Source organism: Ruegeria sp. HKCCD7181, from assembly GCF_057221055.1.
In genome coordinates this window covers 85,951-105,508 of the sequence record NZ_JBWVBC010000011.1, presented here as the reverse complement: position 1 = coordinate 105,508, position 19,558 = coordinate 85,951, and the positions used below count along the sequence as shown (strand labels likewise).

At 57.3% G+C, this 19,558-nt stretch carries 20 protein-coding genes and 1 pseudogene; 17 read left to right on the top strand and 4 right to left on the bottom strand.

Going from position 1 to position 19,558, the window contains the following annotated elements; genetic code table 11:
- From nuoK to nuoG, 13 genes are all read left to right on the top strand, one after another.
- Positions 1 to 303, top strand: a complete 303-nt coding sequence (gene nuoK / locus AC2TCY_RS19065) for an NADH-quinone oxidoreductase subunit NuoK (protein WP_480806927.1) — start codon at positions 1 to 3, stop codon at positions 301 to 303.
- A gap of 2 nt (positions 304 to 305) precedes the next feature.
- Positions 306 to 1,766 carry a monovalent cation/H+ antiporter subunit D family protein gene (locus tag AC2TCY_RS19060; protein ID WP_480849815.1) on the top strand — a complete coding sequence of 487 codons (1,461 nt, stop codon included), beginning with the start codon at positions 306 to 308 and terminating at the stop codon, positions 1,764 to 1,766.
- Complete coding sequence (locus AC2TCY_RS19055; RefSeq protein ID WP_480849813.1) at positions 1,763 to 2,017, top strand: hypothetical protein; 255 nt, start codon at positions 1,763 to 1,765, stop codon at positions 2,015 to 2,017. Before AC2TCY_RS19060 ends, AC2TCY_RS19055 begins: the two co-directional genes overlap by 4 nt.
- Entirely contained in the window at positions 2,010 to 3,770 is a 1,761-nt protein-coding gene (locus AC2TCY_RS19050; RefSeq protein WP_480849811.1) for a Na(+)/H(+) antiporter subunit D, read from the top strand. Before AC2TCY_RS19055 ends, AC2TCY_RS19050 begins: the two co-directional genes overlap by 8 nt.
- A gap of 8 nt (positions 3,771 to 3,778) precedes the next feature.
- The gene (locus tag AC2TCY_RS19045) at positions 3,779 to 5,254 is read left to right on the top strand and encodes an NADH-quinone oxidoreductase subunit M (RefSeq protein ID WP_480849809.1); all 1,476 of its coding nucleotides are present in this window, start codon (positions 3,779 to 3,781) and stop codon (positions 5,252 to 5,254) included.
- A complete protein-coding gene (locus tag AC2TCY_RS19040) occupies positions 5,251 to 6,690 on the top strand; it encodes an NADH-quinone oxidoreductase subunit N (protein WP_480849807.1) in 1,440 nt (479 codons plus the stop codon). Before AC2TCY_RS19045 ends, AC2TCY_RS19040 begins: the two co-directional genes overlap by 4 nt.
- A 202-nt stretch (positions 6,691 to 6,892) precedes the next feature.
- Positions 6,893 to 7,258 carry an NADH-quinone oxidoreductase subunit A gene (locus AC2TCY_RS19035; protein ID WP_170763339.1) on the top strand — a complete coding sequence of 122 codons (366 nt, stop codon included), beginning with the start codon at positions 6,893 to 6,895 and terminating at the stop codon, positions 7,256 to 7,258.
- Entirely contained in the window at positions 7,246 to 7,740 is a 495-nt protein-coding gene (locus tag AC2TCY_RS19030) for a NuoB/complex I 20 kDa subunit family protein (RefSeq protein WP_480849805.1), read from the top strand. Before AC2TCY_RS19035 ends, AC2TCY_RS19030 begins: the two co-directional genes overlap by 13 nt.
- Positions 7,737 to 8,288 carry an NADH-quinone oxidoreductase subunit C gene (locus AC2TCY_RS19025; RefSeq protein WP_480849803.1) on the top strand — a complete coding sequence of 184 codons (552 nt, stop codon included), beginning with the start codon at positions 7,737 to 7,739 and terminating at the stop codon, positions 8,286 to 8,288. Before AC2TCY_RS19030 ends, AC2TCY_RS19025 begins: the two co-directional genes overlap by 4 nt.
- Positions 8,285 to 9,499 carry an NADH dehydrogenase (quinone) subunit D gene (nuoD, locus tag AC2TCY_RS19020; protein WP_480849802.1) on the top strand — a complete coding sequence of 405 codons (1,215 nt, stop codon included), beginning with the start codon at positions 8,285 to 8,287 and terminating at the stop codon, positions 9,497 to 9,499. Before AC2TCY_RS19025 ends, nuoD begins: the two co-directional genes overlap by 4 nt.
- Positions 9,496 to 9,987 (top strand): NADH-quinone oxidoreductase subunit NuoE, encoded by a 492-nt coding sequence (gene nuoE / locus AC2TCY_RS19015; RefSeq protein ID WP_480849800.1) that lies wholly within the window; start codon positions 9,496 to 9,498, stop codon positions 9,985 to 9,987. Before nuoD ends, nuoE begins: the two co-directional genes overlap by 4 nt.
- Positions 9,980 to 11,245: an NADH-quinone oxidoreductase subunit NuoF gene (gene nuoF / locus AC2TCY_RS19010; protein ID WP_480849798.1), complete on the top strand. Its 1,266-nt coding sequence runs from the start codon at positions 9,980 to 9,982 to the stop codon at positions 11,243 to 11,245. Before nuoE ends, nuoF begins: the two co-directional genes overlap by 8 nt.
- Positions 11,242 to 13,719, top strand: a complete 2,478-nt coding sequence (gene nuoG / locus AC2TCY_RS19005) for an NADH-quinone oxidoreductase subunit NuoG (protein ID WP_480849796.1) — start codon at positions 11,242 to 11,244, stop codon at positions 13,717 to 13,719. The genes nuoF and nuoG overlap by 4 nt, the downstream gene beginning before the upstream one ends.
- Before the next feature lie 22 nt (positions 13,720 to 13,741).
- Here the strand turns inward: nuoG and AC2TCY_RS19000 are convergent, their stop codons facing one another.
- The 3 genes from AC2TCY_RS19000 to nuoH all read right to left on the bottom strand — a co-directional run bounded on the left by AC2TCY_RS19000 (position 13,742) and on the right by nuoH (position 15,806).
- Positions 13,742 to 14,182, bottom strand: coding sequence for a CBS domain-containing protein (locus AC2TCY_RS19000; protein ID WP_480849794.1), 441 nt, complete (start codon positions 14,180 to 14,182; stop codon positions 13,742 to 13,744).
- 62 nt (positions 14,183 to 14,244) lie between these two features.
- Positions 14,245 to 14,811, bottom strand: a complete 567-nt coding sequence (locus tag AC2TCY_RS18995; protein WP_480849792.1) for an NADH-quinone oxidoreductase subunit I — start codon at positions 14,809 to 14,811, stop codon at positions 14,245 to 14,247.
- 8 nt (positions 14,812 to 14,819) lie between these two features.
- The gene (gene nuoH / locus AC2TCY_RS18990) at positions 14,820 to 15,806 is read right to left on the bottom strand and encodes an NADH-quinone oxidoreductase subunit NuoH (RefSeq protein ID WP_480849790.1); all 987 of its coding nucleotides are present in this window, start codon (positions 15,804 to 15,806) and stop codon (positions 14,820 to 14,822) included.
- A gap of 669 nt (positions 15,807 to 16,475) precedes the next feature.
- On the opposite strand from nuoH, the gene AC2TCY_RS18985 reads away from it, so the two are divergent.
- Together AC2TCY_RS18985 and AC2TCY_RS18980 are read left to right on the top strand one after the other, a co-directional pair.
- On the top strand, positions 16,476 to 16,793 hold the full coding sequence (locus tag AC2TCY_RS18985) for a hypothetical protein (RefSeq protein WP_480849788.1): 318 nt from the start codon (positions 16,476 to 16,478) through the stop codon (positions 16,791 to 16,793).
- Positions 16,794 to 16,886: 93 nt separating this feature from the next.
- Positions 16,887 to 17,069 (top strand): annotated as a pseudogene (locus tag AC2TCY_RS18980) (IS6 family transposase); the annotation flags it as partial.
- Between the two features lie 26 nt (positions 17,070 to 17,095).
- Here the strand turns inward: AC2TCY_RS18980 and AC2TCY_RS18975 are convergent.
- Positions 17,096 to 17,746, bottom strand: a complete 651-nt coding sequence (locus AC2TCY_RS18975; RefSeq protein ID WP_480849786.1) for a GntR family transcriptional regulator — start codon at positions 17,744 to 17,746, stop codon at positions 17,096 to 17,098.
- A gap of 251 nt (positions 17,747 to 17,997) precedes the next feature.
- Here AC2TCY_RS18975 and AC2TCY_RS18970 point away from each other — a divergent pair, with 251 nt between their 5' ends.
- Both AC2TCY_RS18970 and AC2TCY_RS18965 read left to right on the top strand, forming a co-directional pair.
- On the top strand, positions 17,998 to 18,864 hold the full coding sequence (locus tag AC2TCY_RS18970) for an isocitrate lyase/PEP mutase family protein (RefSeq protein WP_480849784.1): 867 nt from the start codon (positions 17,998 to 18,000) through the stop codon (positions 18,862 to 18,864).
- The gene (locus AC2TCY_RS18965; protein ID WP_480849782.1) at positions 18,854 to 19,549 is read left to right on the top strand and encodes an isochorismatase family protein; all 696 of its coding nucleotides are present in this window, start codon (positions 18,854 to 18,856) and stop codon (positions 19,547 to 19,549) included. Before AC2TCY_RS18970 ends, AC2TCY_RS18965 begins: the two co-directional genes overlap by 11 nt.
- Positions 19,550 to 19,558 lie beyond the last annotated feature (9 nt).

Genomic DNA, 19,558 nt, shown 5'->3' with positions numbered 1-19,558 from the left:
ATGGTGCCGCTGTCGTGGTATATCGTATTGGGCGTTGTCCTGTTCGTCGTCGGAGCAGCCGGGGTTCTGGTGCGGCGCAACATCCTGGTGGTTCTGATGTCGCTTGAGTTGTTGCTGAATTCGGTCAACGTCAACTTCATCGCTTTCGCCCATTTCCACGATGATTTCCGGGGCCGAATTTTTGCGATCTTCATCATCGCGATCACCGCGGCAGAAGTTGCCATTGCTCTGGGCATCCTTGTTGCTCTGGTGCGGAACAAGGCCACGCTCAAGGTTGATGAAATCACGATAATGCGGGGGTAGGGGTGGAGGCGGTATTATCCATAAGGCCGCTTCTGGCCATCGCAGTCGCCGGTCTTGCGTCAGGGCTGGTTCTCTATCTCCGTGACCGCGTTGGGCCACGGGACCTCGTGTCACCCGTTGCGTCCGTGGTGCTGTTCGCCTTGGTGGCTTCCATGGCACCCCGGGTTTTGTCGGGCGGAACCTACGAACTCGTTCTATTCGAAATCCTGCCGGGAATTAATTTTGCTTTCCGGGTGGATGCATTGGGGATGGTGTTTGCCACTATTTCCTCGCTGCTGTGGATTTTTGCGTCGATCTATACCATCGGTTACATGCGCAGCCTCGGTGAACATGCGCAGACGCGGTTCTACATTTGTTTTGCAGCCAGCCTTGCCGCCGCCGTTGGCGGAGCGTTTGCGGCCAATCTCTTTACGCTGGTGATCTTCTACGAAGTGCTGAGCCTCGTGACTTATCCGCTGGTCTATCATCACGAAGACGACGAAGCCTGGGAGGGGAGCCGCAAATACCTCGTCTATCTGATGGGTGCATCAAAAAGCGTTTTGCTGGCAGCTATCGCGTTGACCTACCATCTGGCAGGCACGCTGGATTTCGTGCAGGGCGGCTTGCTGTCCGGGGTTGAGGCCACGCCGATCCTGCTGACGATTGTCTATTTCTGCTACCTCTTCGGGTTCGCAAAGGCGGCGTTGATGCCGTTACATGCCTGGCTGCCCGCCGCGATGGTGGCCCCGACCCCGGTCAGCGCGCTTCTGCATGCCGTGGCGGTGGTTAAGATGGGGGTCTTCTGCGTATTGCGTGTGGTGTTCGATGTTTTCGGCACCGGGTTGATGGAGGCGCTGGGGCTGGCAATCGCTACGGCCTATCTGGCCTCTTTCACCATTCTGACAGCCTCGATATACGCCCTGACCCGCGACGACCTGAAGGCGCGGCTGGCCTATTCCACCGTCAGTCAGCTTTCCTACATCATCCTCGGGGCAGTTCTGTTTTCACCAATCGCAATGGTCGGCGGTGTCATCCATATCGCTGCGCATGCCTTCTCCAAAATCACGTTGTTCTTTTGCGCGGGGTCAATCTATTGCGCCACGGGCAAACGGAAGATCAGCGAGATGGGCGGCATCGGGCGGCAACTGCCCTGGACCATGGCCGCATTCTTTGTAGCGTCGCTCGGCATGATCGGCGTGCCACCGGCCGGTGGATTTGTGTCTAAATGGTATCTGGCATTGGGGTCTGTCGAAGGGGGGCAATTCGTATTTCTGGTCGTGCTGCTGGTCAGCTCAATCCTGAATGCGGCCTATTTCCTGCCGGTCAGCTATATTGCCTTCTTTGGCAAGGAGCCGGATGGGGAAAACCACGTCCGTGAAATCCCGCTGGTCACGGTTCCGCTGATCGCAACAGGGGTTCTGTCGCTTTTGATGGGTATTTTCCCGGGTTATTTCATCACATTGGCAGAGGAGGTGGTCAGATGATCGCTCGTATCGTCGGATTCTTCGGCAATCCGAAATATGCCAATCTCCGCCTTCGCCTGTTCTATCTGGTGCTGAGCCTGATCGTCGCGGCGGATTTCCTGGTTCCTCGTGAACATGTTGAATACCTGTGGGAACGGCTGCCGGGCTGGTCGGCTGTGTATGGGTTCGGCTCCTGCGTGGTGATCATTTTCGTTTCCAAGTTCCTCGGTCATCAGGGCGGGCTTATGCAGCCCGAAGATTACTATGACTGAGTTCCTGCACCCAACAATTCTGTTCTTTACCGGAGCTCTGGTGATTCCGTTTCTGAACGGAACGATCCGCAAGCTCTGGTTGCTGTTGATCCCGGCCCTTGCCGTTGCCGCCGTTGCGATGTCCCAATCAGGCTCTTATGGCGAGGTCCGGTTTCTGGGGCAGGAGTTGTTGATTGCACGGGTCGACAAGCTGAGCCTTGTCTTTGCAACCGTTTTTACGATCATGGCGCTGATCGGCATGATCTATGCCCTGCATCTGACGCGACCGGGCCAGCATGTCGCAGCCTTCCTCTATGTCGGCTGCGCCCTGGGGGTAGTGTTTGCCGGCGATTACCTGACGTTGTTCGTGTTTTGGGAGGGCATGGCCTTTGCTTCGGCCTATCTCATCTTCGCCGCAGACGGTGAACAGGCGGTGCAGGCCGGGTTCCGCTATCTGATGGTGCATCTCACTGGGGGTGTCGCGCTTTTGGGCGGGGTAATCCTGCACGGGGCGGCGACAGGCTCGGTTTTTTTCGGCCCGATCGGGGGACCGCTAGGGGCCGCTGCCTATCTTATCCTGATAGGTTTTACCCTGAACGCCGCCGTGCCGCCCTTGAATGCCTGGCTGACGGATGCATACCCCGAGGCCACCGTCACCGGCGCAGTGTTCCTGAGCGCCTTCACCACCAAGACCGCCGTCTATGTGCTGGCGCGAGGTTTTCCGGGGACGGAACTTCTGGTCTGGTTCGGCACCGCGATGGCGATATACGGGGTGATCTACGCGGTGATGGAAAACGATTGCCGCCGCCTGCTGGCCTATCACATCGTCAGTCAGGTGGGATACATGGTGGCCGGTATCGGTATCGGAACCGAAATGGCGTTGAATGGCGCGACCAGCCACGCCTTCGCCCATATCCTGTACAAGGCACTGCTGTTCATGGGCGCGGGCGCGGTGATCTATGTCACCGGGCGGCGCAAACTGACCGAGCTTGGCGGGCTCTATCGGACCATGCCTCTGACTGTGATGCTCTACATGATCGGAGCTTTTGCGATCTCGGCCTTCCCTTTCTTCTCGGGTTTCGTGACCAAGTCGATGGTGGTGTCTGCTGCCGGGTACGATCATCGGGCGGCCGTAATGTTGCTGCTGACTCTGGCGTCGTCGGGGACATTTCTGCATACCGGCCTGAAACTGCCCTATTACATGTTCTTCGGCAAAGATTCCGGCCTGCGCCCGCCTGAGCCGCCACGCAACATGTTGGTCGCCATGTCCATCGCCGCGGTGCTGTGCATCTGCATTGGCGTCTACCCCGCGCCGCTTTATGCGCTGTTGCCGTATGAGGTTGATTATCACCCCTATACATGGGCGCATGTGAGCGAAAGCCTCGGCATCCTGATGTTCACAGCGCTTGGCTTTGTGTTGTTCCTGAAGGCGCTCGATCCCGAGGATACGGTCAGCATCGACACCGACTGGTTCTATCGCAAGGGCGCGCGGGCGTTCATGCGCTTCGCTGAAAAACCGTTCGCGCGCTATGAACAGGCGGTAAGCACGGTGTCGGAAAAATCGCTACTGCCCTTCATGCACCGCTCGGCGCAGGCAGGGCTTCGAGCCGATCTTGGCGGGGTCGATGCAATTGTGAACGGCGTTGCCCGCAGTGTCCTGCGCAGCGGCGAGCGGCTGCGCAGGGTCCAGACCGGCATCGTGACCCATTACGCGGTGGGAATGATCGCGGGCGTCATCGCTGCCATCGCCATTTTCGCCGTTGTGTGGCTTTAGGGGGTGGCATGGGGTTTCCGCTGCTCAGCCTCATCATCTTCCTGCCGGTGGCGGGGGCGGTTGCTGTTCTGTGTATGCGGGATGTGAAGACGATAAAATGGACCGCGCTTGCCGTCACGCTTGTCGATTTTGCTCTCTGCCTGCTGTTGCTGCTGGGTTTCGACACCACCACGCCCGAGATGCAGTTCGCCGAGCAGCGGAATTGGATACCCGCGTTGGGGATCAAATATGCGGTGGCGGTTGACGGGATATCGGTACTGTTTGTCTTTCTCACTGCGCTTCTTGGCTGGATCTGCGTTCTAGCGTCATGGAACGCCATCGAGACGATGGTCAAATCCTTCATGGTCAGCCTGCTAGCGATGCAGACACTGATGCTGGGAGTCTTTTCGGCGCTCGATCTGTTTCTGTTCTACGTGTTCTGGGAGGCGATGCTGGTGCCGATGTACGCGATCATCGGCATTTGGGGTGGCGAGCGGCGCGTGTATGCGGCGTTCAAATTCTTTCTTTACACATTGGCGGGCAGTGTGCTGTTCCTGATAGGAATCATCGTGCTGTATTTTCAGGGCGGCAAGACCTTTGACATTCTCGCCCTGATGAACGCGGATCTGGCGTTTACCACGCAAGCCTGGCTGTTCTTTGCCTTCCTCATCGCCTTTGCCGTGAAAGTGCCGATGGTGCCGGTGCACACCTGGCTGCCGGATGCCCATGTCGAGGCGCCGACCGCAGGCAGTATCATTCTGGCGGGTGTTCTATTGAAGATGGGCACCTACGGATTTCTGCGTTTTTCACTGCCGATGCTGCCCGAGGCGTCGGTGTATTTCTCCACCTTGATGCTGGTTTTGTCTGCAATTGCGATTGTCTACGGAGGTTTGCTGGCGCTGGCGCAGGATGATCTGAAAAAACTGGTGGCCTATTCCAGCATCTCGCATATGGGCTTTGTCACGCTCGGTATCTTTGCCTTGAACAGCCGGGGGGTGACGGGTGGTATTCTGCAGATGTTCAACCATGGCATCACCACCGGGGCGCTATTTCTGTTTGTCGGGCTGATGTACGAACGCACGCACAGCCGCAGCATCGCTGATTATGGCGGGCTGATGAAAATCGCGCCGCTATGCTCCATCTTCCTCGGGTTGTTTACGTTGTCATCAATGGCGCTGCCCGGGTTGAATTCTTTTGTCGGCGAGTTGCTTATTCTGTCAGGCGCCTTCGCCGCAAATCCGCTGCTGGCGGGTATTTCGATCCTTGGCGCCGTTCTGGCAGCTGCCTATCTGCTGAGCATGTTCAGGCGCGTGGCTTTAGGCACTGCGCGGGTCGGCGAGCGGTTCGATTTCTGGGATCTTGACCGGCGCGAGATTACCGCGATCCTGCCCCTTGCCATACTGGTGATCTGGATTGGGCTTTATCCGAAACCGTTCCTTAGCATCATCCAGCTTTCGGCCGATCACTTGCTGACGCAGGTGTTTGGAGAGGGGGGTGCGGAGTGAATCAGACCCAACTCCTCCAGTCGGTTCTGGCCAGTCTGCCCGAGATCGTGGTGATCACCGGGGCCTGTGTTCTGCTGATCCTGAGCCTGTTCGTTCGGCCCGAACGCGGGTATTTTCTGGATCTGGCCGCGATTGGTGTGGTTCTTACCGCTGCCGCACTGACCTGGGCCTTGGCGGATCAGAACCTGTTGGTCTATTCTGGTATGTTCGCGTCCGATCACTTCTCGGCCTTTTTCAAGGCCATCTTCTACATCGCCACCGTGCTGACCCTTTTGCTGTCGCGCCGCTATGTCGAGATCGAGCGGGTCCAGCGCGGAGAATACAATGTGCTTCTGCTGTTCGCGCTGTCCGGCATGATGATCATGGCCTCGGCCACCGATTTGCTGTCCATCTATGTCGGGCTCGAGCTGATGGCGCTTTGCACTTATGTGCTGACCGGGCTGCTGCGGCGCGACGTACGTTCGAACGAAGCGGCGCTGAAATACGTGATCCTGGGTGCGGTTTCGACGGGTGTGTTCCTGTACGGCGTGTCGTTGATCTATGGATTGACCGGCACCACGGATCTCGATGGCATCGCCGCCGCCGTAACCGGCAGCCAGCGCGATCCCGGTCTGCTGTTGGCGGTCGTGTTCATCGTTGCCGGATTGGTTTTCAAGGTCGGCGCGGTGCCGTTTCACATGTGGGTTCCTGATGTTTACGAGGGCGCACCTACTCCCATTACCGCCTTCATGTCCGTGGGGCCCAAGGCGGCAGGGTTTGCTGTAATCCTGCGGGTAGTCCTGAACCCGTTGCTGGCGTCGACAGAGGTCTGGATCGTCGTTGCCGTGATTGCTGTCTTCACAATGGCCCTCGGCAGTTTCGTGGCACTGGTGCAGGACAACATCAAACGCCTGCTGGCCTATTCCAGCATCGCCCATTCCGGTTTTGCGCTGTTGGGTATCGTAGCAGGCGGCCCGGACGGTGCGGCAAGCGTGATGCTTTACTTGTTGATTTATACCTTCATGAATATCGGTATGTTTGCCGCCATAATAGCTATGCGCTCTGAGACAAGCCGGGGCGAAGCCATCAATGACTATTCAGGACTTTCTACATCGCATCCCGCGCTTGCCTTGTCGATGTTACTGTTTCTGTTCGCATTGGCCGGTATTCCGCCTACGGCTGGGTTCTTTGCTAAATTTTATGTGCTGATCGCGCTGATTGAACATGGGCACGTGGCAGTCGCAGTAATTGCTGTGCTGCTGAGCGTGGTAGCGGCCTATTTCTACATCCGTATCGTCATGGTGATCTACATGCGCAAACCGGCGGGAAAGTTCGAACTGGCGTTTACGCCCGGTCTGAAGCTGACGTTGGCGATTGCCGCCCTAGGGACCATCGTGATCGGCGTTCTACCCGCGTGGTTCCTCGAACTGGCACAAGTGTCGATTCCGGGTGGATAAACTGGGGCCAGACACATTGGCGCAAAGTACCTTCGATACTGCTTACTGACATACACACACATGTTTTTTATTTGAAAAACAGACGTCGACGGTTATCATTTCAGCTACAAGGAAAGCTTTCGAACTTTCCCTGGGGTTGGTAAGCCCTTGATATTTGGGCGGGTATTACGAGCGCAAGGTCCGGAGCACTGGGTTTTGCGATATGACTGGACTTGAATTTCTACCTGTTCTCATCATGGTCGCCGGGGTAATCCTCGTGGTGACGGCGACACTTTTTGTCTCATCATTGCTGCGCCCTTCCAACCCGTACCCCGCCAAGAATATGCCTTATGAATGCGGCATGGACCCGGCAGGCGAGGCCGCCGCAGGTCAGTTCAAGGCGCAGTTCTTCCTGATTGCGATCCTGTTCGTCGTTTTCGATGTCGAGGCGATGTTTCTCTTTCCATGGGCCGTCGTGCTGAAAGAAATCGGCATCGTCGGCTATATCGAGATGTTCGTTTTCATCGTCCTGTTGCTGGTGGGATTTGCCTACGCCTGGCTGAAAGGAGCGTTGGAATGGGAAACGTAATCCGCGACAGCGTGTTGTTTACCACAACCGACCAGATCGTCCGCTGGAGCCGCAAATCGGCACTCTGGCCAGAAACCTTCGGTATCGCCTGCTGCGCGATCGAGATGATCTCGGCGGGATGTGCACGCTATGATCTGGACCGGTTCGGGATTGTGTTCCGGCCATCACCGCGCCAGTCCGATGTGATGATCATCGCTGGCACGGTGACACGAAAATTCGCCCCGGTGATCCGCCGCCTTTACGACCAGATGCCCGAGCCGCGCTGGGTCATCGCTATGGGCACCTGCGCCATTTCCGGTGGAGTTTACAACACTTATGCCGTCGTACAGGGGTCCGAGACCTTCGTGCCGGTAGACGTGCACGTGCCCGGTTGCCCGCCGCGACCCGAGGCGCTGATGCACGGGTTTCTACTGCTGCAGGAGAAAATTAAGAAATCCGAGGCGCTTGCGGATACACCGCTTGGCCGGGTTGCGGGTCCATGACCGGTGCTGCGGTCCCCTTCATAGCCCGGCTCGAAAAGCGGTTCGGCGATACGGTTTCCTACACCGGCGTGTCACATGGCATCCACGTTTTCACCACTTCACCCGAAACCATCGTCGATCTCTGCCGGTTTCTGAAAGACGAATTGGGTTTCAATTTTCTCTCTGATATATGCGGGGTCGATTACCTGCCGGACACTCCCAGATTTGAGGTTGTCTACCATCTGTATTCCCTGTCCGACAAATGGCGCGTCCGCCTGAAATGCCGGTTAAGCGAGCCACCACATATCGCCAGTGTCGCCGGTGTCTGGCGCACTGCCAACTGGCACGAGCGCGAAGCGTGGGACATGTATGGCATCACCTTCGACGGCCACCCGGATTTGCGCCGCATTTACATGTGGGAGGGGTTCGAAGGGTTCCCGCAGCGCAAGGACTTCCCGCTCAGGGGCTACAGGGATGAGCTGAACCCCTTTGGCGCAGAAGGCGTGCCACCAACACGGCCGGATCTTGAGACCAAAGACATCCCCGGCGGCACCGGAGGAAAACCATGACCGAGGCCACGGAACTCAGGCCGCCTCCGGGCGGGCCGCCGGATACCAAGGAGGTACTGCTGAACCTCGGGCCGCAGCATCCCAGCACGCACGGGGTTCTGCGCCTGGTGCTGGAAATGGATGGTGAATATGTCGAGCGGGTTGATCCACATATCGGCTATCTGCATCGCGGGACGGAAAAGCTGTCCGAGAATTTCACCTACACTCAGATTTTTCCGCTGACGGACCGGCTGGATTATGTCTGCCCGCCGTCCAACAATCTGGCCTTCGCGCTGGCGGTGGAAAAGCTGCTGGAAATTGATGCACCTGTTCGCGCGCAATATATCCGGGTCATCATGGCCGAGCTTGCCCGGCTGTCGGGGCATCTGCTGATCACTGGCGCGTTGCCGATGGATCTCGGTGCGATGACTGCGCTGCTTTACGCGATGCGCGAACGGGAAATGATCATGGACCTGATGGAGATGGTCACCGGCGCGCGGATGCATACCTCGTATTGTCGGGTGGGTGGCGTGCGAGAGGATCTGCCCGAGGAGTTCGCGGGCAAGATCAGAGAGTTCTGCGACATCTTCCCCAATCGAATCCGCGATTACGAACGCCTGGTCGAAAAGAACCGGATGTTCATCAAGCGTACCAGGGGCATCGGCGTGATTGAGCCCGAGGATGCGATCGACCTTGGGCTCAGCGGCCCAAATCTAAGGGCATCGGGCGTGGATTGGGACATTCGCCGGGATGAACCCTATGAGATTTACGATCAGGTCGAATTTGATGTGATTACCCGTGAAGAGGGCGATTGCTACGCCCGGTGGCGTTGCCGGGTTGAAGAGATGCGAGAAAGCGTCAGGATTATCGAACAATGCCTCAAGCAGATGCCCGAAGGTCGATTTCTCGCGGATATTCCCACGGTGGCCTTCCCGGTCGACAAGGACCGCGTGCACAGCTCCATGGAGGCGCTGATCCAGCATTTCGACCTGTCGGCCTATGGCTTCAAGGTTCCTGCGGGCGAGGTCTACTCGGCCATCGAGGCCCCCAAGGGTGAACTTGGGTTCTACATTGTCAGCGATGGTAGCCCAAAACCATTCCGGATGAAGGTTCGGGCGCCGTCTTTTGTCAATCTTCAGGCACTCTATGGGACCAAAAACGCCCATTACCTTGCCGATATGATCGCAGTTCTGGGCAGTTTGGACCCTGTGATGGCGGAGGTGGACAAGTGAACGCGCCAATGGACATGCGCATGCGGATTGAGGCGGCGGCGGCGCGCTATCCCGACCAGCGTTCGGCCATTATGCCGGCGCTGTATATCGCGCAGAAGGAGCACAGCGTTCTGACCGGCGAAGTGCTGGAAGAGGTGGCCGACATTCTGGGCGTGGAGCGGATCTGGGTCTATGAGCTGGCGACTTTCTACACGCTCTACCACACCAAACCCGTGGGCCGGTTCCACCTGCAACTTTGCAACAACCTATCCTGCATGTTGCGCGGGTCCGAGGCATTGCAGGCGCATATGGAACAGGTACTGGGCATCGCAAAGGGCGATACGACCGAGGACGGGTTGTTCACTCTGTCCACAGTGGAATGTCTGGGTGCATGCGAAATGGCACCGGTGATGCAGGTTGGCGACGATTATCACGGCAATATTGATACGGCGCGGATCGACGACTTGTTGGCGGCATTGCGGAACACCGGGAGGACAGGTGATGACTGAGGCTGTCCTTCTCAGGAATATCGGCACCTCCGACAGCCAGAGGTTGAGCGTCTATCGGACCACAGGCGGATATTCGGCGCTTGCGAGGGTGTTGAAGGACTATACTCCCGATGAAATCATCGAAACAGTCATGGACTCGGGTTTGCGCGGGCGGGGCGGAGCGGGATTCCCGACCGGGCTCAAGTGGAGCTTTGTTCCGAAGGGCGGAGAGAAGCCGAAATACCTCTGTTGCAATGCGGATGAGGGTGAGCCGGGCACATTCAAGGACCGGATCATCATGGAGGAGGATCCGCATCTGTTGATCGAAGGGATGGCCATCTGTGCCCGCGCGATAGGAGCTGAGACAGCGTATGTCTATGTGCGTGGTGAATATGTGAAGGCGATCCGGACATTGCGGGCGGCGATCTCTGAGGCGCGGGAACAGGGGTATCTCGGGGGTCGAATATTGGGGTCGGATTTCGATTTCGACGTCCATATTCACGAAGGCGCCGGTGCCTATATCTGCGGCGAGGAAACCGCGATGCTAGAATCCCTTCAAGGCCGTCGCGCGCAGCCAAAACTGAAACCGCCTTTTCCGGCGGTGGCGGGGCTTTATGACTGCCCCACGGTGATCAATAATGTCGAGACGCTGGCTTGTGTGCCCGCAATCATCGAACGCGGCGCATATTGGTTTCGCGGGATCGGGCCCGAGAAAAGTCCGGGACCCAAGCTTTACTGTCTGTCCGGGCATCTGCGCAAACCCGGCCTTTACGAGCTTCCGATGGGCATTCCATTGCGAGAATTGATCGTAGAACACGGGGGCGGACCGCCTGAAGGCCGCCAGATCAAGGCGGTTATCCCCGGGGGCGTGTCGGCGCCGATGATCCCTGAGAGCGGGCTGGACGTCGGCATGGACTTTGACTCGCTGGCTGCTGTCGGGTCCATGCTTGGTTCAGCAGGTGTAATCGCAATTGATGACAGCACCTGCATCGTCAAGGTTGCGACCCGGATCATCGAATTTTTTCATCATGAAAGCTGCGGCAAGTGCACGCCCTGCCGAGAAGGACTGGACTGGGTGGTGAAGATTCTACGCCGGATCGAAGCGGGCGAAGGCGAACCGAAAGATCTGGATCAGTTGGAGGGGCTGTGCAACGGCATTTTCGGCAACACGTTCTGTGCTCTGGGTGATGGCGCGGCAATGGGGTTGCGTGCGTCGCTGGAGCATTTTCGCGATGAATTTGTCACCCATATCGACGAAGGGAGGTGCCCGTTTCATTGAGCGATACCAGCGATATCACCACCCTGACTATAACCATTGATAACCACGAGGTGCGCGTACAGCAGGGAACCACAATCCTGAGCGCTGCCGAAGGGTTGGGCATCGACATTCCCACTTTCTGTTTCCAGAAGCGGCTGCCGGTATTGGCCTCGTGCCGGATGTGCCTCGTTGAGATTGAAGGACAGGGTAAGCTGCAGCCCGCCTGTGCAACGGCGGTCATGGATGGCATGGTGGTGCGGACGACAACCGAGCAAGTCGCGGAAACACGTTCGGTCATGCTCGACATGTTGCTGGCCAACCACCCGCTCGACTGTCCGATCTGCGACAAGGGCGGCGAATGCGAATTGCAGGACATGGTGATGGAATACGGCCCTCGGGAAAGCCTGTTCCGCGATCCCAAACGGGTGTTTCATTCCAAAGACATACAGCTCAGCCCGGTTGTTATCATGAACGTCAACCGCTGCATCCAGTGCCAGCGCTGCGTGCGTATGTGCGAAGAGGTGGTCGGCGCGGTGGCCCTAGGGACGGTCGAAAAAGGCATGGACACCGCCGTGACCGGGTTCGAAGGCAGCCTTGCCAGTTGCGACCAATGCGGTAACTGCATCGAAGTCTGCCCGGTCGGGGCGCTGATGAGCTTTCCTTACCGCTACAAATCGCGGCCCTGGGATCTGGTCGAAACCGACACGATCTGTGCCCATTGCGGAACCGGTTGCCACCTGACGGTGGGTTCACGTGATGGCGAATTCATGCGGGTGCGGTCGAAATGGGATACGGGACTGAACCTGGAAACTCTGTGCGTGCGCGGGCGGTTCGGAATGGACGTCTTCGCCAGCCCGGACCGGATCAAGCGTCCGATGATCCGGCAGGGCGATGCCTTGACACCGATGTCCTGGGAAGACACAGGCGCCCATCTGCGCGCGCGGCTGGCCCGGACCGGGGGCCGCGCGGCCGGGATAGTCTCGCCACGACTAACAAACGAGGCGCTGTTTCAGTTCGGGAAGCTCATGCGCACAGCCCTGGACAGCGATCTGGTCACTATATCCTCGCGTTTCGACTTCCCCGGTGCGCTTGGTCCGTTGCTGCGCGATTTCTATACGCGCGCGCCCTTCGAAGAGGTCATCAGGACAGATTGCACGCTGGTCATTGGCAGCAACGTGACCGAGGAAAACCCGGTCAGCGAGTACCTTCTGCGCGGCGCGGCGCGACAAGGTGCGACGCAACTGTATCTGCTTTCGGCGCGCCCGTCCCGGCTTGATGCCGACGCACGCGTTGCTTTGCGCATGCTTCCGGGAACAGAAGCCTCCTTTTTGTCGGCGATGCTCGAAAGTCTGCATGATCAGCGCGAAGGGTCGTCCGACCCGATCATCTCTGAAATAGAGGCGGGGAGTGCGCGCGGTCAAAACGAGCAGGCGAAGGTGGGGCTGGGCGCTCTGACTGCGGCTCTGTCCGCCGCCCCAGGTATAACGGTTCTGATCGGTATGGACCTGTTCAGAACCCCGGATGCCGAAGCAGTCGTTTCTTTGCTTCGTTGTCTTTTGCATCGCTTGCGGGGCCTTGGAAAAACTGTTGCATTGCAGGGACTTTTTGACCGTCCCAATCAGATGGGCGCGCTGGACATGGCCGCGGTCTCGGACGGGAAACCGCGTGTGACGGTCGATGGGTTGCTCGATCTGTGCGCCGAGGGGCGGATCGGCGCGCTCTATGTTGCGGGTGCGGATCCCGTCGGTTCCTACCCGGATCGTGCCCGCGTTGTGGATGCGCTGAAGAAGGTGAATCTGTTGATCGTGCAGGATTGGGTTCGGACGGACATTGCCGGGCTGGCCGACGTGGTGCTGCCTTCGGCGGCACATGGTGAAGAGGCGGGAACATTCACCAATAATGAAGGGCGGGTCCAGACCGTGCGCAAGTTCCGTACACCGGTATTCGGAGCGCGGAGCAATCTTGAGATATTCGGATGGTTTGCGGCGCTTGGCGATACGCCTCTGAAACTCTCGGATCACGCGGGGGTCTTTGGCGAAATCGCCGGCACGTACCCCGCCTATTCCGGCCTTTCGATGGAAAAAATCGGACCGGATGGGGCATTCACGTCCGCGCTGAAACGGCCCTTGGATAGATCGCTCAAAGCACCGGAACCGGCCAGAATTGCAAGCGGGGACGGGCTGGCTCTGATTACGGGCAACGGGCTGTTTTACGGGGGGAATTTCTCTGAACACTCGGCCACGCTCGCCACGGTGGCGGAAGAGCCTTACGTAGAGATGAGTGCCCGGGATGCCCAGGAACGGGGACTTGCAGCCATGCAGATGGTGGTTGTGACATCACCTGCGGGGCACCTGACGGCCCGTCTAAAGATAAGTCCGCGGTTTCCCGATGGGCTGGTCTTTGTTCCGGAAAGTTATAGGAGCTTGCGGCTCAACAGCCTGATGAAGAAAGGTGAATATCCGTGCCGCGTCGAGGTCCGCACAGCGGACGGCTGAAACTGTTGCGACAGGTTGCAGGTCAGTGATATCCGGTCCCTGCGATATATTCATGCAGTTCCTTCTGCGTCCTCAATGCTTCGTCCAGACGCGCCTTGACCACGTCGCCGATGCTGATCACCCCGGCGACCGTTTCGCCGTCCATCACCAGAACGTGCCGTGTCCGCTGTTGAATCATTGTCGCCGAGACCTTTGGCAGCACGTCATCCTTGGAACAGGTGGAAATATCGCCCCGCATGATGTCCGACACCGGCAATCTGGCGACCTCGGCGCCCCGCTCGGCCACGGCATTGCAGAAGTCGCGTTCCGACACCGTGCCAAGGGCGTGCGCCGGTGTCGTGCCCACGACGGCCAGGCCAATCCGTCTTTCCCTGAAGAGTCTGAGCACCTCGACCATCGTCGTGCCCGGGGTTACCGAAATCACCTCGGAATTCTTCGATTGCAATACGTCAGAAACGAACATCCATACCTCCTTGGCGATGTTCCCGCCAGTTGCCACATGCGTGTCTCCGTCCTCTAGCAACTTCACTTGCGCCGAATGTTCCGCCACCAGTTGTATCCCGCGTCCTGCGCGGTCTGCACGCGTACACCGTCTGTGGTTTCCAGCCGGGCGTTGACCACGCCGCCACCGGTTTCGGCCTTGCCGGGCATCGTCAGGAGCGTATCCCGGTCCACTACCAGAAGGGCCGAGTCGTAGCTGGAGAATTCGTATTGTTGACCCAGCGCGATGGCGTCCGCCGGGCACGCGTCCTCGCATAGGCCGCAAAACAAGCACCGCGCGGTGTCGATGTCGAACACCTTGGGGTGGCGCGCGCCGTTTTCATCCTCGTACGGAACCACGGTGATGCAGTCGCAGGGGCAGATCTTGGCGCAAAGTTCACAGGCGACGCAGTTTATTTCGCCTTCTTCGTTGCGCTTGAGGAAATGGTGGCCGCGATAGCGCGCATAGGGCAGCCATTTTTCCTTGTCGGGATATTGCTGGGTCACCGGTCGCGACAGCATGTAGCTGAACGTCAGCATCAGCGCATCGCCAAGGTCGGCGAAGAACGCCCACCCGATCCAGCCTTGCCGTTTGTTTTCGACGTCAGTCATGGTTGCCCTCACAGGAAAACAACCCCGGTTATCATTATGTTCGCGAGAGACAGCGGAAGCAAGACTTTCCACCCGATCCCCATCAACTGATCATAGCGGTATCGCGGGAAAGTGAAGCGGAACCACATGAAGACATAGATGAAAAAGGCCACTTTCAGAAAGAACCAGAGGATCGGCGGCAAGGGGATCAAAATACCGTTCCAGCCGCCAAAGAACAAAATCACCGTCAGGACCGAGACCAGTACCATCACCACATATTCGCTGACCATGAAGAAGATGAACCGGATGCCGCTGTATTCGGTGTGAAACCCCGCACCCAGATCGCCTTCGGCCTCGGCAAGATCGAAGGGAATGCGCTGCGCCTCGGCCAAACCGGCGACGAAGAAGACGAAGAACCCCACAGGCTGATACACCACGTTCCACATGTCGGCCTGCGCGCGCACAATATCGACAAGGCTCATGGACTGCGCCAGCATCACCACCCCAATGACGGCAAATCCCATCGGAATCTCATAGCTGATCATTTGGGCGCAGGTCCTCAGCCCGCCCAGAACGGAGTACTTGCTGTTTGAAGCCCAACCGCCGAAGATGACCCCGTAAACTTCGATCCCGATCACCGCGAATACGAAAAGAAGGGCTACGTTCATGTCTGAAACATAAAGCGTGATCTCGTGGCCCAGGACCGAGACGCTTTCGCCAAAGGGTATCGCGACAAACACGACAAACGGAGGCATCATCGCCAGAACCGGGGCGAGTTTGAATATCAGCCGATCCGCGTCGGCGGGAATATGATCCTCTTTGGTCAGAAGTTTGATGCCGTCCGCCAAAGGCTGCAACACTCCATGCCAGCCAACCCGCATCGGACCCATGCGTTGCTGAATGCGCCCGGCGATCTTGCGTTCAAGCCAGACCAAAGGCAGCGGCAGCAACAGCAGCGCCGCGATCAGGATGGCGACCTTCAGGACGATCAGACCAATAGCGATAACGAGTTCCATGACTATAAGTTCGTTCAAAGTCGGGACCGAGGCGCTCGGCGGCTGCTATCCCGGAAAAAAAGCACACAGCCAACACTAGCATATTTTCGGAGATCTTGTCAGAGCAGCTTGCTGGGTGTTGTCACGTCAACGGTTCTGTTGTGAAGCTTTGAATGCGACGCGTTCTATCAGCGATCGGATCGTACTCACCCGACGAAGGTCAATAATGAGCTGCAAGGCGCAAACATCAAAAGGTTCGGCACCCTTGCCCGTCTGTCGCCGAGTGACATGCAAGGCATGATGCTCGTCCGCCGCGCGGAACTTCCAGTCGAAATTGTATCCTGTTCAGGCTTTCAACACTGTCCTAAATGCACGCAAAAAGTGCCTGGAATTTCCCTGCGTCATTGGCGCTACGCTTGGTCTTTGATCTGCAAATCCTGCGGTTCTAGCCTATTACCTCTCGGCACCTCACCAAGCGAAGAGTTTCGAACTCCCACACGGTTGGAAGCCCGAGCTTCAATGGGCGCAGCGTGGTTGGAGCAGCTGTATTGGCGCGGAAGTCAGCATGTTGGTCGGCAATTGGACTTGGCGCTACAAGTCATCCGAGTTCTTGTGCCAGAGCTTTGTCAAGCTGGACTCTGCTCCAAGACACGCCATGATTAGTATTTTATGCTCGCAGCGGTGCATCTAATGATTGCGAGACCATTGGCGGCTGTATCTATTGCAATGCGTCGTGATCCTACCGCACAAGAAAGGTTAGGCATGGCATTCCCTAGTCAACGTAATTTATTGGATCACCTGATTCACTTTTCATGCAGTTCGACGACACTGGCGAAAGATGATCACAAAACTCAGAAGGCTTGGTTCCCGGCACGAAAATCCGACAACACAACTAAACCCGATTTTCTGGTGGCGGCGAAACAAGCAATCGAACAACTCGGTGTAAATGCGGACCGTGCAGAGTTGCTCCGACGTGCTGACCGAACGCTTGAAAAAAGCCGCCGCTAGCCTGCCGATAACCGAGAATTAAGGGCGCAAATTCGAGGCAAGTGCACCAGGAAGTATCTGCGTCCAGCAATTAAAGGCACAATGACAAATGCAAATGGATTGCCGAGGAAGATTGTGATCGACTAGAGCGGGGCCAACACCGCGAACCTCAAGGCCATCAACAAAATGCTTGCGGGCATTGGCTGTCCGATCCCGATCGAGATGGTGAGACGGAAATCCCTTAATAACATTGTGGAACAAGATCACAGGTTCATCATGAGACGAACTCGACCAGTGCACTTAATTTTTGCTACAGAGCCTATCTAAAGACTTTTCAAGCTGTTTTCTCGAGCTGCACGAATATGTTCGCGCATCGCTTCCTCGGCTCCATCCGGGTCGTGCGCCGCGATACGGTCGAAAATCTGGTAGTGCTCCTTCAATGCCTGATCGGCGCGACCGGGGCTTGTCGAGGATCGCAGGCGGTGAATGCGAAGTTGGTAGTACACTTCGTTCAGCAACAGACGTTCAATATTTGCACATGTCGATGCTTGCGCGATAGCAAAATGGAAGTCCTCGTCCGGCGTCTTTTGCAGATAGATGCGTTTTCCAGACTCCTCCACGCTCGAGGTGTGCAGTTTGAGGAGGTTCTCCAGTTCCACCAATCGTTCATCCGAAATATGTACGGCCGCTAGGCGTGCCGCCATGCCTTCCATGGCCTCCCGTAAGTAGAACAGTTGGCGCATTTCTTCTGCGCCAAATTCAATCACGCGAACACCGATGCGCGGTACACGGGATACCAGGCGCCCTTCGAGGCGATGAAGCGCCTCTCTCAAAGGACCGCGGCTGATCCCAAGCTGACGAGCCAATTCCGATTCCGATATCTTTTGCCCGGGTTCGAATTCGCCTGAGGTTATAGCTTCAACCACACTTTCGAAAGCCTCTGAGACCAAAGAGGTGCTTTTTATTTGTTCCATCGTCTACCTTTGTTTGGATCGACACGATTTCGAGCATTTGCCTAGCCAGCGTCACTTTTTATCGCTCTGTCGCGGAAACCCGGCAATTACAGTTCACTGAAGAACATACTGGCTGACGCGCAGATCTGTCGAGACAGTAAATCGTAATCTGTTTTCCGTCAACTGTTGACAGTTGTCATGTTTATGAGTTAGCCAAGATGTCAAATAGGATTAGCGGGGCCCACCCGCTTACCCCGGAGATTTGTTTGACTATGAAGAATACGACAAAGCTGAAGGTGCTTATTCAGGCTCGCGAGGCTGTTACAGTGCCGGGCGCGGCCAATGCTATGTTTGCCCGCGTTGCTGAGGAACTTGGCTTCCAGGCAATCTACGCTACAGGCGCTGGAATCGCGAACATGAACCTCGGCGCCCCCGATATTGGCCTGACCACCATTACGGAGGTCGCACAAGCGGTCTCGGCAATGGCTGAAGCGGTCGATGTACCAATCATCGTCGATGCGGACACCGGCTTTGGCAATGCGGTCAACATGGTCCGCACAGTCCGAATGCTGGAGCGTGCTGGCGCTTCGGCGATACAAATCGAGGACCAAGTCTTCCCGAAGAAATGCGGCCACTTCAACGGCAAGGCCGTCATTCCGCAATCGGAAATGGTCCAGAAGGTGAAGGCGGCGGTGGACAGCCGCGTGGATCAGGATCTCTTGATCATCGCGCGCACCGACGCACGCGCAATCGAAGGACTGGACGCCGCGCTTGAGCGTGCCAATGCCTATATCGAAGCAGGCGCAGATATGACGTTTGTTGAGGCGCCGCGCAGTTTCGACGAGCTTGCCAGGATCGGCAAGGAGTTACCGGTCCCGCAGGTCGCAAACATCGTTTTCGGTGGTAAGACGCCCGATCCCGGGCGCGAAGAGTTGGCTAAACACGGATTCGGGGTCGTGCTTTACGCCAATGCAGCACTTCAGGCTGCACTCAAAGCCACGCGCGAGGTACTGGGCAGCTTGAAAGATGAAGGATCTCTCGAAACGGTCGCCAACCGTTTGGCGTCCTTCGAGGAACGTCAACGTACCGTCTCCAAGGCACGTTGGGACGCTCTAGAGGAGAAATACAATGACCAATAAAACTGTTTCGCGCCCGTGGGATGGCATCATCAGCGAGGAAGAAAAGCGCGCTTACGCAGCGGCAGGTTTCGGCGCACCGACCGGGCTCGGCAAACGCCCGGCCTTGTTGATCATAGATGTGCAGTACCGCACTGTCGGCACAACGCCCAAACCCTTCTTCGAAGCCGTGAAGGAATTTCCAACCTCTTGTGGGCAAGTCGGTTGGGATGCGGTGGCCAATATTGCGCGCCTGGTGAAGGTTTTCCGCAAGAACAACTGGCCAATCCTTTACCCCTACGTTGCACCCAAGCAATCTTTCGACGTCGGGCGCCTGGCCGAGAAGGTGCCGGCACTGATGGGGGTTTCGGCAAAAGGCTACGAATTCGTTCCGGAAGTTGCGCCAACTGAAGACGACATCCTGTTGCCCAAGAAACATCCAAGCGCCTTCTTCGGCACTCCGCTCGCCAGCTACCTGATCGATCTCAACGTTGATTCCCTGATCGTGACAGGCTGCACCACCAGCGGCTGCGTTCGCGGGTCGGTAGTCGACGGCTTTGCCTACAATTTCCATATCACCGTACCCGAAGATGCCTGTTATGACCGATCGCAGACCTCGCATGCGGTGAACCTGTTCGACATGGCGTCCAAATACGCCGATGTCATGCCGACAGATGATGTGGTTTCGGTTCTGGCGGATATCGCCTGACTAAGTTGG